14 protein-coding genes are annotated in these 15,378 nt (G+C 67.8%); 7 read left to right on the top strand and 7 right to left on the bottom strand.

Translation table 11 applies throughout. The features are described 5' to 3' along the window. Positions 1 to 54: 54 nt before the first annotated feature. Positions 55 to 660, bottom strand: coding sequence for a hypothetical protein (locus OHA84_RS36755; RefSeq protein WP_266975990.1), 606 nt, complete (start codon positions 658 to 660; stop codon positions 55 to 57). 670 nt (positions 661 to 1,330) lie between these two features. Between OHA84_RS36755 and OHA84_RS36750 the strand changes: the two genes are divergently transcribed. The 3 genes from OHA84_RS36750 to OHA84_RS36740 all read left to right on the top strand — a co-directional run bounded on the left by OHA84_RS36750 (position 1,331) and on the right by OHA84_RS36740 (position 3,742). Beyond that, the gene (locus OHA84_RS36750; RefSeq protein ID WP_266975992.1) at positions 1,331 to 1,561 is read left to right on the top strand and encodes a hypothetical protein; all 231 of its coding nucleotides are present in this window, start codon (positions 1,331 to 1,333) and stop codon (positions 1,559 to 1,561) included. 167 nt (positions 1,562 to 1,728) lie between these two features. After that, complete coding sequence (locus tag OHA84_RS36745) at positions 1,729 to 2,874, top strand: helix-turn-helix domain-containing protein (protein ID WP_371591567.1); 1,146 nt, start codon at positions 1,729 to 1,731, stop codon at positions 2,872 to 2,874. Between the two features lie 442 nt (positions 2,875 to 3,316). Beyond that, positions 3,317 to 3,742, top strand: coding sequence for a hypothetical protein (locus tag OHA84_RS36740; protein WP_266967109.1), 426 nt, complete (start codon positions 3,317 to 3,319; stop codon positions 3,740 to 3,742). 155 nt (positions 3,743 to 3,897) lie between these two features. Here the strand turns inward: OHA84_RS36740 and OHA84_RS36735 are convergent, their stop codons facing one another. Then, positions 3,898 to 5,088: a protein-L-isoaspartate O-methyltransferase gene (locus OHA84_RS36735; protein WP_266967111.1), complete on the bottom strand. Its 1,191-nt coding sequence runs from the start codon at positions 5,086 to 5,088 to the stop codon at positions 3,898 to 3,900. A 425-nt stretch (positions 5,089 to 5,513) separates the two neighbouring features. Further along, positions 5,514 to 5,933 (bottom strand): hypothetical protein, encoded by a 420-nt coding sequence (locus OHA84_RS36730; protein WP_266967112.1) that lies wholly within the window; start codon positions 5,931 to 5,933, stop codon positions 5,514 to 5,516. Positions 5,934 to 6,722: 789 nt separating this feature from the next. On the opposite strand from OHA84_RS36730, the gene OHA84_RS36725 reads away from it, so the two are divergent. The 4 genes from OHA84_RS36725 to OHA84_RS36710 all read left to right on the top strand — a co-directional run bounded on the left by OHA84_RS36725 (position 6,723) and on the right by OHA84_RS36710 (position 11,032). Next, entirely contained in the window at positions 6,723 to 8,186 is a 1,464-nt protein-coding gene (locus OHA84_RS36725; protein ID WP_266967114.1) for an APC family permease, read from the top strand. An 11-nt stretch (positions 8,187 to 8,197) separates the two neighbouring features. Continuing rightward, positions 8,198 to 9,154 carry a hypothetical protein gene (locus tag OHA84_RS36720; protein WP_266967116.1) on the top strand — a complete coding sequence of 319 codons (957 nt, stop codon included), beginning with the start codon at positions 8,198 to 8,200 and terminating at the stop codon, positions 9,152 to 9,154. Between the two features lie 200 nt (positions 9,155 to 9,354). Next, entirely contained in the window at positions 9,355 to 9,753 is a 399-nt protein-coding gene (locus OHA84_RS36715) for an STAS domain-containing protein (RefSeq protein ID WP_266973778.1), read from the top strand. A gap of 470 nt (positions 9,754 to 10,223) precedes the next feature. Continuing rightward, positions 10,224 to 11,032, top strand: a protein-coding gene (locus OHA84_RS36710) for an IS5 family transposase (RefSeq protein WP_266967118.1) whose coding sequence is annotated in 2 segments (ribosomal slippage) — positions 10,224 to 10,541 and positions 10,544 to 11,032 — 807 coding nt in all. Because the reading frame shifts where the segments join, the coding sequence is not laid out codon by codon here. Here OHA84_RS36710 and OHA84_RS36705 read toward each other — a convergent pair. The 4 genes from OHA84_RS36705 to OHA84_RS36690 all read right to left on the bottom strand — a co-directional run bounded on the left by OHA84_RS36705 (position 11,027) and on the right by OHA84_RS36690 (position 14,975). Beyond that, a complete protein-coding gene (locus OHA84_RS36705) occupies positions 11,027 to 12,448 on the bottom strand; it encodes a hypothetical protein (RefSeq protein ID WP_266967120.1) in 1,422 nt (473 codons plus the stop codon). The two genes, OHA84_RS36710 and OHA84_RS36705, sit on opposite strands and share 6 nt — an antisense overlap. Before the next feature lie 102 nt (positions 12,449 to 12,550). After that, positions 12,551 to 14,269: a hypothetical protein gene (locus tag OHA84_RS36700; protein WP_266967122.1), complete on the bottom strand. Its 1,719-nt coding sequence runs from the start codon at positions 14,267 to 14,269 to the stop codon at positions 12,551 to 12,553. Continuing rightward, positions 14,266 to 14,598: a helix-turn-helix transcriptional regulator gene (locus OHA84_RS36695; protein WP_266967124.1), complete on the bottom strand. Its 333-nt coding sequence runs from the start codon at positions 14,596 to 14,598 to the stop codon at positions 14,266 to 14,268. The genes OHA84_RS36700 and OHA84_RS36695 overlap by 4 nt, the downstream gene beginning before the upstream one ends. Beyond that, a complete protein-coding gene (locus OHA84_RS36690) occupies positions 14,595 to 14,975 on the bottom strand; it encodes a tyrosine-type recombinase/integrase (RefSeq protein WP_266973779.1) in 381 nt (126 codons plus the stop codon). The genes OHA84_RS36695 and OHA84_RS36690 overlap by 4 nt, the downstream gene beginning before the upstream one ends. Between the last annotated feature and the right edge of the window lie 403 nt (positions 14,976 to 15,378).

The following is a 15,378-nucleotide window of genomic DNA, read 5'->3' as shown; positions in this document are numbered from 1 at the left end:
ACAACAGCCCGTCGGGGCGCGCGCACTCGGACCACTCGCCGCAGGCGCGAGTGGTCAGCCGTAGTGGTTCCAGCCGCCGTAGCGGGCCAGGAGGGATCGGGAGTCGTCGATGTTCAATCCCAGGGCGGCGGCCACCTTCTCCGGGTCCTGTCCTCGGGCGTCGTGGGCAGGACCGTGGGCAGTGCGTGCGGCGATGAGTTCCAGAGTGCGGGCAGCTTTGAGGGCGGCGGTCGGTGCGTCCTGGCCTAGGCGGTCGATCGCGTCGGCGACGTCATGGAGGAGGGTCTCCAGGTCGGCGGGTAGGGGGACGGTGGTGGCGGCGACGGCTGTGATGTGCCCCTCCCAGTCGTCCTGGCACTCCCCGACTGTCTCCCAGCCGTGCTCTCGGAAGGGGAGATCGCCGGCATTCGTCCAGTCCACGGTGTGGGGCTCGCCCCGCCAGCCGCACGAGCACTCCCCCCGCAGCGTGTGCGCCTGCGGGCGCTGCGGGTAGGTGCCGCCGTCGTAGACGGACCAGTGGCGGACCTCCCAACCGAAGCCGCCGGAGTTCGAGTCGAAGTACACCGGCTTGGGACTGCTCCCATCGTCCAGGAGCGTCCCGACCCGACCCTCGTGCGACCTGCCGTACTCCTCCGATGTCCAGATCTCGTCCTTCTCCACCGCGCCTCCCACACACCGTGCTCTGGGCGGGATCTCCCGCCTCTCGTCAGACGATCTCGCACCCAGAACGCAGCCGGGGGGAATCAGCCGAATCGCCCTCACGAAGAGGGCCGCTTCGCTACGGCGACGTGAACGACACCCAGGCAAGCACCCTGGGCTGCGATCGGATCCACAAGGCTCGGCTGTATTCGAGGCCGCATTCGACCACGGAGATCGACTGACCGCTTCGGGCCCGGGAAATCAACGGCGTGCACAACGCCCTGCCCGGCCTCCCGGACACCCGGGCTGTGCTGCCCGCCTGCCCGGTACCGGCTCTATGAACGCGCCGGTATGACGGCGCATCATGGCTGAGCAGTGAAGGTCTCGGTTTGTGCGGAGTCGGGATGAAATCGATCACCAGTGACCGAATGAGGTTTATTCGGATGTTCGACTCAACACTTTGTCTGCCCGGGTGCTGCACCTTGTGATTTCTCGATCTCGCAATGGCGGTGCGTCATAGTCCGGGGGCTAATGTCGGCATGCGGCCGCCCCCTGACGGGCTCTCACACCATCACCAGGGGGTGGCCGTTTCCACCGTGTTCGAACGTCAGGAGCGACCTTGTCCTTCATTCGATTCTCCGCCCCGCGCACTGAGGCGCTGAGCAGCGGTTTCGACCGTAACATGCCCCCCTTGGCGGGTATCCAGTCCTATGCGGGCGTTGACAGGTGTGTCAACGTGCAGCTGATTCCCTTCATCGCGGTGGTGGTGCTGGGGATCGTGCTGATTCGCGAGCCGCAGCAGGCTGCCGCGGGCGTTCTGGTTCTGCCCGTTCTGGCGGCGGCCGGGCGGCGTTCCACGTGGTTTCGCAGGCGTGTAGCAGGCCGGCGGCACGTATGGCCGGCTGTGCCCGGCGCCGTCTGACCATGCATCTGAGCGCCCCGTCCATCGTTCTCCGGGAGTGGTGGACGGGCCGTTTCTTCATTTCTTCCTCGGCCTGGCCGGTACTGATCGCCGGGCCACGCTGACGAAACCCTCGCGTGCTCGCGCGCTTTTGGCGTGAGCGCAGCCAGCACCCCATTCGAGGACTGATGCCGGAAACCGCCGCCCTGCTGATCTGTGCCTACTGCAAGGAGAAGTTCTCCCGCCCGAAGCCGTCGGGCCGGCCCCCGACGTACTGCTCGAAGGACTGCCGCTCCGCTGCCTACCGCAACCGTCATCTCTCGGCGCCCCAGCGCTCCGACTACCACGACCAGGAGGTCGTGCGTATCGCCGAGGCGCTGCGCACGAAGGCGAATCGTGCCCTCCACCTCAGCCACCACCCCTACGTCGTGCGTCCCCTGGATCTGGTCAAGGAGGTGGTGCGGCTGGAGCGGGAGATCGCCGACCTCAAGGCCGTCGCCGTTCGTCAGGCCCACGAGTACGGGGCCGGTTGGGAGGACATCGGCAAGGCGCTGTCGATGGCGCCCGGGCATGCCCGGGACTCCTTCGCGAGCGACAAGGTCGCGAAGGTCGTGGGCTGGCGCGCCGAACGTGGCTCCGGCCCCCATGCCCGCGGCGACGGCCGCACGGCCACCACGGCCCGCGCCCGGATGCGCGGTGTCACTCTTCCCACCCCGGCCAACGCGTCCCTTCCGGGCCACCCCGGCTATCAGCTCGCCGTCGCCCTGACACACCTGCATCGCACCTCCGCGCTCTCCGGACGCGGCCTCGCGGGCGAGTTGGGCATCTCCCCGTCGCTGCTGTCACGGATCATGCTGGGCAAGCGGACCCCGAAGTGGCCCGTCGTCCAGCGATTCGCAGAACTGTGCAAGGCCAGCCCCGACGATCTGCTCCCCCTGTGGGAGAAGGCACAAGGCATCCAGGTGTCTCCCCCACCCCGCCTCGAAGACCACGCGAAGACCGCCCGGGCGCTGCAGAACGGACTGCGTGGCATGTGGCTCGCCGCGGCGGCGCCGGAACCCGACAGCCTGTGCCGCGGCAGCAGCAGCTTCACCCCCGCACAGATCACCGCCGCCCTGGAATCCACCGAACCCGCCGACCACCTGGCCGACTGGCAGTTCGTCGCCCGCCTCGCCCTCGCCCTCCGCGGAAGCCCCGAGGACCTGCGAGCCCTGTGGCTCCACATGCACGCCGTCCGCACCGCACACAGCATCCCCCACCCGGCCGGCGACGAGAACGAAACCCGTACACCGGACGTCCGGGACCCTGACGCGCAACTCTCACAAGGCTCCTGAGAGCCACGACCCGACCGTGGGGCGAAGGACGCGCACTCCGCTGTCAGGCGGCCGGGGGTGGAAGTGGATGCTGTCGACCGGGGCTGTGAGCGGCGACGTGTGACGGCTGCCGAACCCGCCCGCATCCGACAGCGCCACGAGACCGAAAGCAGCAACCCTCCCAGGCGCGGCTCCCAGCAACCGCCATCCCACCGCTCCTCGAGGTGCGCTCTGCAGCGGGACGCGCTGAGATCAAGTCACCGTCCCCCGGACAGACGCCCTCGACAGCTCTGACGAAAGTTCCGAGGATCCCCCATGGCCGCTCGTGATACCCATCTGAGGGAGGGGTCCGTACCTACATGGGTTTTCTGTGGAACGAGCCGGGTGTTTTCTGCGACCGTGACCGCATGAACGAAACCGCCGTCAGTGTTGTCCTGAGGCCCTGCGGGGCGCAGTTGCGCGCATGGTGAGCGTGGGGCGCTCCCGGGTTTGGGTGTGTGTCGGCCAGAGCCGGATTCGGGCCGACCGGATCGCCGGCGTCACCACCGGCCACGGGGAGCTCCTCCTCTACGTCATCGGCGTTCGCGGCACCCTCGCCCTGTCGCTTGCCGACGGTGTGAACCCGGCCGGCCCGGCCGGAACCGGCAACGACTGGGCCGACGAACTCCTGCGTGCCATCGAAGAAGCCGCCGACCAGAGCACGGGATCCCTGATCGCCTTCGAGGCCGCCAACAGCCTCCACCACGCCGGCTTCACCGCCCGCACCCTGACCGACAACGGCCCCCTGATCCGGCCCCCGACCCATCAACTCCCCGACACGCTCATGCCCCAACGGCCCGTCCCGGATTCCTGGGCCACCCCACGCGCGCAGGCCGGTGACACGGGCTGAACCCCGCTTCGGACGAACAGCGACAGCGGACGACCAGGCGGCATCTCGCGGCGGTACGGGCAGAGCGGGACAAGTACCCGGTCCGGCAGACGTCCACCCGCGCCTCCACGTGCACCAGCGGACCGGTGAGTGACCTTCCCCGGTCACAGGGAAGGTCAGAAAGCAGCCACGGCGATCGCTGGCGAATCCACCCAGACCGTGGTGTTCTGCCCTGTGGTGGTGAGGCCGTAGCGGTCGATGTGCGGCCGGCCCAGTTGTTCCCACCGCTGGTGCGCCGTGGTGACCTCGTCCCACAGGTGGCGGGCCCCTGCCTGGGCGACGGCGAACACGGCCGAAGTGCGCCCGTCGTAGTCGACGGTCGCCCAGGAACCGGTGGTGTCGGTGACCTGGAGGCGGGTGTGGGCGTGTTCACCGCTGGTGTCCCAGGCGAACGACGCCCCCGCGACCGTGAGGCCGACGTGGAACTCGGCGTCGAGGTCACCGCCCGCGACCGCCCACGGCGACAACGTCGTCGACGACCGCACGACTCCGCCTTCGTGCGTGGCCGAGGCGGGGGCCGCTTCGTCCGGGCGAGTCTCGGGGCGTGCCATCGGCATGAAGGAGGCGAAGGAGTGGAACCTGCCTTCGCCGTGGCCGTGCTGTGGGGCCGTCAAGGCGAGGGTGCCGTAAGTGCACCAGGCCGAGGTCCACGGCGTCACGATCCGGCCGCCAGCTCGGATCTGGGTGAGCCAGGTGGGCGGGATGTGGTCGACGGAGAACGTGGCGAGGAGCACGTCCCAGGGGCCGCCGGGTGGTCGGGAGTCGGCGGCGTCCCCGATCACGACTGTTGGCGTGTATCCGGCCGCCTTCAGGTTCTCCTGGGCCTCGGCGGCGAGTACCGGGTCGAGTTCCACGGTGGTCACCCGCCGGTCCCCCACCAGCGCACACAGCAGACCCGCGTTGTAACCGGTGCCCGCGCCCAACTCCAGCGCCCGGGTGCCCGCGTTCCCGTCAGCTGAGGAGGGTTCGGCGAGGCCGGTCAGGAGCAGCATGCGCGCGACCATCGAGGGCATCGATGCCGAGGAGGTTGGCAGCCCGTCGGTGAAGCGAGTGACGAGCGGTTGATCCGCGTAGGCCGCCGTCATCCACCGGTCGGGGTCGGTGACGCGGTCGACGGGTGCGTAGCCGCCTGACCCGTCCCGCAGCCAGATCCGCTCCGGCAGGAAGCGGTGCCGATCCACACGGCGAAACGCCCGTTCCAAGCGAGTGGGCAGGGCTTGATCGAGCTGCTCCGTGACCGCGGTGAGCAGTGTGTCGACCGGCGTCTCGCCAGCAGCAGCGATGTTTTGGCTCGGGAGGGTGGCCACAGGCCTACTTCTTCTTGTCGGGGTCGGTGGGCGGCGGCGGGGGAGGCGGCGGGGGTGGTGGCAGCGGGCGGTTCGGCTGATGCCCGTCATCACCGATCGGCGACCGGTGCTTGCCCTCCACGATTCCCGCCACAGCAACCTCCCCGTGAGTCCGAAACCCCAACGGTAGGACCGGTGGGGCGGATACGGCAGGGCGCATACCGGGCGCGTTGTCGGCGCGATCAAGCCGAGACCCATCGCAATCATCCACGCGTCCGAAGGCCGCACCATCCGTGCCGTTCATGGAGTCCCGCCCGCCGGGCAGCGCCCTTGGGTCCCTCGACCTCAGCCGCGCCGGGGACGTGGAGCGCCTGGCCGCGGTTGGTGACCGGGGCTGGGCATGGGTGTGTGCCGGGCGGCTGTCGGGCTGCCCGGCACACGGATCATCACGGCGTCGGCTGCGGGGGAACAAATGTGGGCTGCAGCGCAGTCGGAAGATCGGAGACTCGTGCGAACACAAGGACACGATCTGAATCCGTGCTGTCATTGTTCGGAGTGGCAATAATGCCGGCTCCCAACAGAATTTTGACGAGCGCACTCTGCATATGTGTACCGATAATTCCTGGATACTTCGCGGGTGGGGTGTCGGCAGCTCCTGCACTCAATTCCCTCAGAGCAGCATGGATTTTACTTACCTCACAGCGCCATCCCACGGACACGGCAGCCGAGCCCATCTCGGCGTCAGGTTCGACGTTCACGACTGCTCCGGCCAGATCATCGCTGCCATCTTCTCCTTCAAGGAAAGCGGGCAAGCCGGCATGTCGAAATGCCTTAACCACATGGTCTGCCAGCTCGTTGACCGACAACCGCCCCTTGATCCGGCCCCCGGCCCGTCCGCTCCCCGACACTCTCATGCCCCAGCAGCCCGCACCCGCATCCCAGGCCACCCCACGCGCGCATGCCGGTACACGGGCTGAACCCCGCTTCGAACAGCGACAGTCGGAGGACCAGGCGGCATCTCGTGGCGGTACGGGCAGAGCGGGACAAGTACCCGGTCCGGCAGACGTCCACCCGCGCCTCCACGTGCATCAGCGGGCTGGTGAGTCCTTCCCCGGTCGCAGTCACCTGGCTCCGGCAGGACCGGGACTGGTCAAGGGGTGTCGCCGTGCCACAGGAACGGGCCCTCGACGTCGTCCTCGACCGGCGCGTAGAACGCCCGGCCACCCGGCCCGTACAGGCCGTTGTCCGTGATCAGCATGACGTCCCGTGGTTCGTGCACACCAATCCGCCGATCACGGCGATCGTCCAACCGACGGGTGAGTTGGGCCGGCCGTATACCACTTCACAGCCACAGAATCCAAATCAGATCGCATTTAGAGTGTTCACCAAACCCGAAACAGCTCACGGTCTACCGTGCCACTCGTGCCTGATGAACTCGATCGGCGACCGCCGCGGACCGCCATGGTCCAAAGCTCGCGCTGTCACGATGTGGGCATTTACTTCTCGTAAGCCGTCCATAACTCTGCCTGCTGTTCGCGAGATTACCGGCCGGGCACGACCGCACCAGCCACCTTGATGTCCGTCCTCGTGGTTGTGCGCTCCTTTGCTGGGACATCACTGACAGCGGCCGTATCCAAAGGGCATCACGGAGACTCATGAGTACACACAAGGGGCTCCAGGCGAACGTCCTGGGCACTTTCGACAGCATCGTCATGGCGGTGGCCGGCAGTGCTCCCGCCTACTCCCTGGCGGCGACGACAGCCGTACTCGTCGGCTCGGTCGGTTTCGCCGCCCCTGCCGCGCTGCTCTGGTGCGCGATACCCATGTTCGGTATCGCCTGGGCGTTCAATTACCTGGGCAGGCTCGACATCAACGCCGGCGCCAGCTACTCCTGGGTGGCCCGTGCCCTCCATCCCTCACTCGGTTTCCTCAGCGGCTGGGCGCTGGTGGTCTCGGCCACGATCTTCATGGTCGCGGGCTCGCTGCCGGCGGGCAGCATGACGCTGTCCCTGTTCGCCCCGGACCTGGCGGAGAACACCGCGCTGGCGACCGTGGTCGGCGCGCTCTGGTTTCTGGTGATGCTCGTCGTCGTGCTTAAGGGAGCGCGACTGACGGTCCACGCCCAGCTGATCATGTCCGGCATCGAGTTGCTCATTCTGCTCGCCTTCGCCGCGGCGGCCCTCTTCCATGGCGACGCGGTTCAGCAGTTCTCCTGGTCCTGGCTGGGCTTCGGCCACTTCGATGGGGTTCAGGGCTTCGCAGCCGGAGCGTTGATCGCGGCGTTCTATTACTGGGGTTGGGACGTCACCAGCAACCTCAGCGAGGAAACCCGCAACAGTCGCAAGACGTCGGGCCTGGCCGGCCTGGTCGGCCTCGCCGTCGTCTTCGTCCTGTTCGAAGTGTTCACGATCTCTGTGAACCTGCTGCTCACCGCCGAGGAGATCGAGGCCAACAGCGCCAACGTCCTGGCCCTGCTCGGCGACCGCCTCTGGCCCGGCTGGGGCGGCAAACTGCTGATCGTCGCCGTCATGCTGTCCACCATCGCCACCCTGGAGACCACCCTCATCCAGGTGACCCGCTCCCTGTTCGCGATGGGTCGCGACCGCACCATGCCGGCTGCCCTCGGTGCCTCTCACCCCCGCTACCGGACACCCTGGGTCGCGCTGGTGGTTGTCGGTGCGGTCGCCCTCGGCCTCTTCGTGGCGTCCAATGCCCTGGGCTCGGTCGGCGACATCCTGGAGAGCGCCGTGGCCGCCATCGGACTCCAGATCGCCGTCTACTACGGGCTGTCCGGAGTCGCGGTAGTCGTCGCCTACCGAAAGGTGCTGCTGAAGACCCCGGCGAACTTCATCTTCGGCGGGCTGTGGCCGCTGACCGGGGCGCTGTTCCTGTTCTGGGTGTTCGTCGAGTCGCTGGGCGCACTCGATGCCACCGCCATCTGGATCGGCATCGGCGGTCTCGCCGTGGGCCTGATCCCGATGTTCGTGTACCGGCAGAGCACCTACTACCGTCCGGATCGGCTGGACGCCGCCAAGACCGAAATAATCCGACAAGAGTACGAGGGCCTGGAGCCCGTGTCCTCATCGTCCGCTGACAACACCATAGCCACGGACTTCTGAGGGGCGCAGCCATGACGCCGGGAAACAAACCGTTCACTCCCGAATTCGACGCGACCCTCGGGGACAGGGAACTCGCGAAGGCACGCGAAGACGTCGCCATCGGCCGTTGGCAGGGTCTTCCCGAACTGCTCCACTCCACTGGGCAGGACTGGGATCGCCGCACCCACCGAATCCGCCTGCTCGCCCAGTCCACGGCCGGGACAACCATCGCCGAGGAGTGGTACACCGCCCGGCCGGGCGATCCGGACGCGCTGGTGCTGCGCGCGGATACAGAGGTTCTGCGCTGCTTCAACCTCGCCGTGGCCGCGGGGGACCCGAGCGCCGTCGGCCAGGACCGGCTGGACATGGCCCTACGGACATGCCTCCGTGCGGCCGACGCACATCCCCACGACCCCATGCCGTTGGTGTCACTCCTCACCATCGCCCGGCTCTACCCGGGCGGGCATCACCAGTTCAACCGCTGGTGGCAGGAGCTGCGATCCCGGCACCAGGACAACCGGGAAGCGCACAACCAGGCGCTGCGCCACGTGTCCGCTCGCTGGCACGGCTCGCACGGGACCATGTACGACTTCGCCCGGGACGTGGTGGACAGCACGCCGCCGGGCTCGGCACTCGCCGTACTCCTGCAGGTCGCCCGGCTGGAGGAGTACCGCTACCGCCTTGAACGTGAGGGTGAGATGGCACTCTTCCTACGCCGGCATTGGAACGCCGAAAGAGCACTCGCTGACACCCGCCGCACCTGGGATCTGTGGGTCGTCAACTGGGACGGTCTCTACCGGGCGCAGGACACCGCAGACCTCAACCGCCTGCTGCACGCGACGTGCGCCGGCAGGCTGTACGACGAAGCAGGTTACCTCTTCAAGCTACTCGCCGGCCAGGCAACGGTGGTGCCCTGGTCCTATTTTGGCGATCCCGCGACTGTCATCACGCGGTGGCACCGCACGGTCATGCATCAACTGGGACTGTAAAGCTAAACGAACGGTGCAACCCGTGATCGAGGAACGCGAAGGCACGGCCTGCGACCGTTCAAGGTTTCTTCGGTGTCAACTCGGTCCCGGCCTGGACTCGCGTCTCAGCGCGCCGCACATCAACAACACACCGGGGCGCGCCAGGATGGTCGCCCGAAGGCACGGAGCCTTCGGGCGACGGGAGCAGAACATTGATCAACGTGGACGTCCGGCACTGCGGCAGCTCGATCCTCATCAGCGCCACCGGGAAGCTCGACGAGACCGCGGGAGAAGTCCTCCAGCGCGCGCTGGACTACGTGACCATGGACGAACACGACCTCGTAGTGGATCTGCACGCCGTAGCCGCCATGGACGTCGATGGCCTGCTCCACCTCCTCGACATGCACCGACGCGCCGAGTGCCTGCGCCTACGAGTCCAGGTCGCCGGCTGGCAGCCCCAGCCACAGCAATGCATGGCCACCGTCGCCGGCATCCCCGGCCCCAGAGCAGGCACCGGGGAGCGCTACGCCCTGCCGGGCTTCCGCCGGCTCCTCGCGCAGAAGGGGCGACGCGCACGGGACCACGCCGACCTCGTCGATGACCGGCCGCCCTGCATCTAGCCAAGCCCGAGGCCGGTGCGGCTCGGCACGGAGCAGCACATCCGCCCGTTCGGAGAGTTCTCGTGCCTCGGGGCCGGTGCCTCGACGTCTCACAGTCGGAGCCCGATGCTCACCCTGCCGCCGAGGCCGACAGCTTGGCGTGAATCGCGTCTACCGGGACCTCAAAGACGATCGAGAGCCCGTCGCTTATTGGTAACTGCGGATATCACAACCTGCGGAGTGCTGTCGGGTGAGCTGGCTCATCGACCCCTGATGATGTCTTCGTCAACCGACTGTTCGTCGTCGATGTAGTCGTAGGGGTCGTCATCCAGTAGGACGTCCTCGTTCAGGTCACCCAAGTGGATGAGGAGCTTGCTGCCGACTTCGAGGTCGCATGCTGCGCAGTGGAAGCCATAGAGCTCGTAACAGGATCTTGGTGAGATGTCCTGGTCAGCCGTGACCGGTGTGACGATTCGGCCGTTCGTGATGGTGTGAGTACTCGGCCGTGGATCGTGGACGACGACTTGTGGGCACGTATCGAGCCGCTGCTGCCGCCCTGGCCGACGAGATCGCCAGGGCCGCGTCCGGTAGCAGACCGGCTGTGCCTGCAAGGCATCTTGTACGTGCTCTGCAACGACATCGCCTGGCAACTCCTGCCCCCTGAGCTGGGGTTCGGCTCGGGGCAGACTTGCTGGCGCAGACTGGAGCGTTGGCAGCAGGCCGGGGTCTTCGACCAGCTGCACCGGATCCTGCTCGCCGAGTTGAACGCGGCCGGCCGGCTCGACTGGTCGAGGGCGTGCGTGGACGGCTCCCACGTTCGCGCGAAAAAGGGGGAGCCGACACCGGTCCGTCGCCGGTCGACCGGCGGAAGACGGGCAGCAAGCACCATTTGATCTGCGACGGACGCGGCACCCCGCTGAAGGTCATCACGACCGCGGCGAACGTCAACGACGTCACCCAGACCCTCGCCCTGGTCGACGGCATCCCACCCGTGGCAGGCCGGCCAGGCACGCCCCGCAGACGCCCGGACGCCCTGCTCGGTGACAAGGGCTACGACTCCAACCCCAACCGCGATGAGCTGCGCAAACGCCGGATCCTGCCGGTCATCTCCCGCAAGGGAGCCCCGAACATCAAGGGCATGGGCAAGCTCCGCTACGTCGTCGAGCAGACCTTCGCCCTGCTCCACCAGTTCAAACGACTCGCCGTCCGCTGGGAACGCCGCACCGAACTCCACGACGCCTTCGTCTCCCTCGCCTGCAGCCTCATCTGCTGGCGACGCCTCAGCAAGCCCGATTCATGATCCTGTTACGAGCTCATAGGGGACGAGGTAGACCTCATTCAGTCCGCTGCTGTCTGCGTAAAGGTTTACCTCGCCAGCTACCCACCCCTGGGATCCGCAGGCCGGGCAGTTCTTCGGAGCTTCCCGGCTCATGGTGAGCAGGGGCTGACTAGTGATCGCGGCCAGCACCACATCGCGCTCCTTGAGCGACATGTGCCCGAAGCGTTGTTCGAACATTGCGCGGGCCTTGACCAGCAGAGCTTCCGCCGCAACTCGTTCCTTTCGGACCTGTTCATCGACCAGCTTGTGATGCAGGACCAGGTAAGGACCCCAGTATCCGTTCGGATCGATCTTCAGTTCTTCGAGAACCGGGTCGACCAAGCGCAAGCAGATCGTGAAGACCGCTTCGGCTTGCGTCGCGTCGTGTATCGCGCTGTGTGCGACCCCGTTTCGGGCGTCCGCCAGAGGCTCCAGAGCCTTCTTGTCGATCGGGATCTTCTTGGAGAGGAGCTTGAGCACCCGTTCATGGGCCTCAGCGAGACCGATGGTCTTCACCTTGGCCAGGGGGCCCGCGTGGGAGCCCAGCCCCGTGGCATGCAGCAGCGAGTCGAAGTGCCGGCCGTCGACGATCAGCGCCGGGTGAATCCCAGCGAGGTAGGCCTTGAGCAGGTGCTCCGTAGCGATCCCAGCATGGTGAACGGCGAAGTCGTAGCCCTCCGGCCCCTCGACGAAGGCCGCCAGTGCGGCACTCATCCACCGTTGCGATGATCTTTTCAGCTGCTCTGAGTCCATGGCCGAGACGATAGGGCCGCGGAACCGCTGAGTGCCTCGGGATTGGCCAGCAGGCTGGGAACGGCTCTGGAGTTCGGCTGCATATCGGGCCCAGTTGCCCCCGGACTGGGTCCAGGCGGTCGCCGTGCCGGGGCTGATGCCCAGGAGTTCCGTGAGGACCGCCGCCGGCAGCTGGGTGGAGAGTCCCATCAGAGCGGAGGCTCTGCCAGGGCGGGAGTAGATGCCCAGCCGGTTGAGCCGCTTTCTGAGATGGGGGTGGCTGAGGTGCTGACCTGGGAAGGCGCCAGGGAAGAGCCAGGGAGAGTCGGACAACGTTCCAGTGGTGGTGTGCCCGCGTCGCCGGGCGAGGAGCCGTCGGGCGATCGTGTCCAGGGGGTCGGGCAGCAGCAGCGAAGTGTCTCCCAGCCTCAGCGACGTCTGCGGGCCCTCGGTGATCACCGCGGTGACCGGCAGCTGGGAGACCACACTGATGGGCTGGGCGTAAAGCAGGACGAGGAGCCCGGCGAACCGGTCCTCGATGGCGATGTCGTCGTCGTGGATGAGGCGCCGGCTGACCGCCCAGCATTCGTCTTCGTCGGTCGGTTGGACGTGGCTCTGCTTCTCGCGGGTCGCGATTTCCAGGTCCTTGCCGATGTGCCGGTTCATGCGGCACCACTCGACGAAGCCGCGGGCGCTGTATCGGGTCGTGGGCCCACCGTCGATCCACTCGTCCAGGTGGCTTTGAGTGCAGAGGGCAAGCGCGGTGTCCTACTCGCGCAGCCAGCCCAGCAGGGTGACGGCGGCGCGGACGGCCGAGCGAACCGATGCCGACTGATTGGAGGTGACCGGATGCTTCGAGGCCTGGCGCCGGAGGCGCCGCAGGTGATGCCAGGTCGCGAAGCGGCGGACGAGCTGGCGTTCGCCGTCATCCGAGACGGCTTCGGTCGTGGAGGTGATCCACGTTTCCAGGGCTGCGAACTGCTCGTCGCGGGCGGGCAGGACGCCTGCGGTGACCAGGGCGGCCCGGAGAAAGGACACCGACTTGTTCGGCAGGAGGGTGTCCAGGCCCTCGTGGGTGAGAGGGCAGGTGCCATCCGCGAGCGCGTCGAGGATCCTGCGGGCGCTCGGCTGGGTCAGCCACTTGAGCCCGGCTTTCGCCCCGCCGGCGGTCAGGACGTTGTGGACCGGCTCAAGGCCGGGATCCATGACGCCGTCGAGGGAGAGCGCATCGCGAACCTGCTGGTCGCGGACGCAGCTGTGGCAGCGGCCGTAGCTGTGCAGATACTCGATCGTTCCGCAGAGCCGGCAGGGGTTGAAGGAGATCGGGTTCCTCTGCCAGCAGGTTTCGCAGAGGTGGCCGTCGGCGGTCAGGGCCGCGGCGTACTTCTTCTGGCCGCAGCCCACGCAGGTCCGACGTGTGCGTGAGCAGGTCTCGCAGCGGGGCATCCCGGTCGAGGCTCGGTGGCAGCGTCGTGGTCCCTTGCCGCAGAACGAGCAGGTCCGCAGGGTCGGCCTGAAGCAGGCCCGGCAGAGCGGCCCGTCCTTGGTCCGCTGACCGACGGGTCGGACTCGGTCGCAAAGGACACAGGTGATCACCTGGTCGGGTTCATGGCGCATGCAGACCGAGCACAGAGGAGTCCCGTCCAGGCGACGGGTCGCGACCGCCCGTTCGCGTCCGCAGTGTCCGCAGGCCGCCATAGCGGCCTTGCGGTAGCACTCCATGCAGCAGCGCAGGCCGTCGAGCACGTGGGTGAGCGGCCGGACCTCGCCGCAGCTGTGGCAGGCCGGGGCCGTGATCGAGATGCCGGCGTCGGTCAGCGCGGTGATCAGCCGTGCTGCCCGTGCGGATGCCTTGGAGCCTTCTCCTGTCAGCAGGCCCGGCGTGTCCTCGATCTCCCAGAGAAGCCGGAACATCAGGTAGAGATCGCCGACCGGCGCGACGGACTCGACGGCCCCGCGGACGGCTGCGGGCTCGGCATCGGGGGCAACGGCGGTGACAGCCGAGCTGATCAGGGCGACCGGATCTCCGGCGGGCTGCCGCCAGCAGTCCCGGCAGATCGCGTCACCGGTTCGGGTGCGGCGATAGACCCGAGCGGGCCGCGAGCACTCGATGCAGCTCAACGACGCGGCCCAGGATGCGTGAGCGCAGGGCTCGCAGACACGCAGGCCGTCCGTGCGGAGGCTGGTCAGCTTCTTCGTGCTGGAACAGTTGGCGCACTTCGGCAGCACGACCCGGCGAGAGCCGTGCGCGAGCAGAGCCCTCACGAAGTCCCCGATCACGCGCGGACCCTCAGGGCGGCCTGAGGTCAACAGGTCCGCGTCATCGGAAAGAGCGCGAGCCAGCCGACGGCGCTTGGCCCGGGAGGCCGCGGCGTCGGCGACCGCCCGGCGTACGGCTTCCTCGGCGAGGTCCGGTTCAACGCCTGCCAGGACGGCAACGACGATATCGTCCGGTTCGGGCAGCGGAGCGGGAGGTGCAGAGGTCATTTCTCCGGGCCGGTGATCCGTGCCCGCGGCGGGCGGAGCGTGCCGATTCCAGCCTCGGTGCCGGCGGCCGTGCGCTTGGAGCGACTGGCCCTGGCGGCGGCAGTGGGCTTGATCAGGTCTTCCATCGGGCAGCCGAAGATGTCGAGCAGAGCCATCATGACCTTCAGGCTGAGCCGCTCCGGCTTCTCCGTCACCAGCCGGTAGACCTGGCTGGTGGACAGCTTCACCCCGCGTTCGGCCAGCAGTGGCTGCAGGGCCGCGGTGGTGAACATGCCCTGCTCGGCCATGATCTCGCGCAGCCGCCAGGTGTAGTCCAGCTTGGCCGTCATCCGGTGTCTCCCATCTCCGCGTCCCGTTCGAAGGCGTGGTTCAGGGCCTTCCGCATCATTGTGTTCATGAAGTCGCCGCTGACTGCCGTGTAGATGGCGGTCGTGCTGGCGTAGCGGTGGCCATCCTGGTCCTGGACGAACTTCGCGTCGACGCCGTCCTCGATCTGATGCGTGACGTGGCTGTGCCGAAGCGAGTGCGGAGTCAGCTCCGGCGGAAGGCCGATCGCGTCGCGGTAGGCGGTGAACCGGTCGTTGACCTCGCGCGGCTGCAGTCGGCCCCCTCGTTCGGTCAACCACAGAGCAGGGTGGTCAGGGACTCCGAACCGCGGCCGGATGTTGACCACGTAGTCCTCGACGGCCTCCACCGCCCACGGCATCACGGAGGCGACGTTGCGCCGGCGAGGCGGCGATCCCTTCGTCGCCTTGCCCCAGCGGACCTGCGCTGTTCAGGGGGATGCCGAGGATGGCTTCCGAGGTGACGCGGTGAATGACGGCCGACCGCTCCCCGGCCGGGCGGAGCAGGCGTCGCACGAGGGTGACGGCGATGCCTGAGATCTCGGCGATGTCCGCGGCCGACAGACCCGTCTCCTGCAACTGGCAGGCATGGGCAGCGGCATCGGTCGCGGGGACCCGGGCGGGTCGGCTGGCTCTCAACTCCCTGGTCCGCCGGGCACGATCCCGGCGCGCAGCGGCCATGCATCCGGGGCGCGTGCAGCCGTAGTCGGCGCAGGAGGGGCTGCCATGCCGGACACGTGACCGGATCGGCTTGCGGCCCTTGGC

It is taken from the genome of Streptomyces sp. NBC_00513, from assembly GCF_041431415.1.
GTDB lineage: Bacteria > Actinomycetota > Actinomycetes > Streptomycetales > Streptomycetaceae > Streptomyces.
This window is presented reverse-complemented; position numbering and strand designations above follow the sequence as displayed.

Coding starts and splice junctions, on each gene's coding strand:
- OHA84_RS36745 (WP_371591567.1), top strand. CDS start 1,729: ATGCCGGAAACCGCCGCCCTGCTGATCTGTGCCTACTGCAAGGAGAAG.
- OHA84_RS36725 (WP_266967114.1), top strand. CDS start 6,723: ATGAGTACACACAAGGGGCTCCAGGCGAACGTCCTGGGCACTTTCGAC.
- OHA84_RS36700 (WP_266967122.1), bottom strand. CDS start 14,269: ATGACCTCTGCACCTCCCGCTCCGCTGCCCGAACCGGACGATATCGTC.
- OHA84_RS36720 (WP_266967116.1), top strand. CDS start 8,198: ATGACGCCGGGAAACAAACCGTTCACTCCCGAATTCGACGCGACCCTC.
- OHA84_RS36740 (WP_266967109.1), top strand. CDS start 3,317: ATGGTGAGCGTGGGGCGCTCCCGGGTTTGGGTGTGTGTCGGCCAGAGC.
- OHA84_RS36690 (WP_266973779.1), bottom strand. CDS start 14,975: ATGCCGTGGGCGGTGGAGGCCGTCGAGGACTACGTGGTCAACATCCGG.
- OHA84_RS36705 (WP_266967120.1), bottom strand. CDS start 12,448: ATGAACCGGCACATCGGCAAGGACCTGGAAATCGCGACCCGCGAGAAG.
- OHA84_RS36695 (WP_266967124.1), bottom strand. CDS start 14,598: ATGACGGCCAAGCTGGACTACACCTGGCGGCTGCGCGAGATCATGGCC.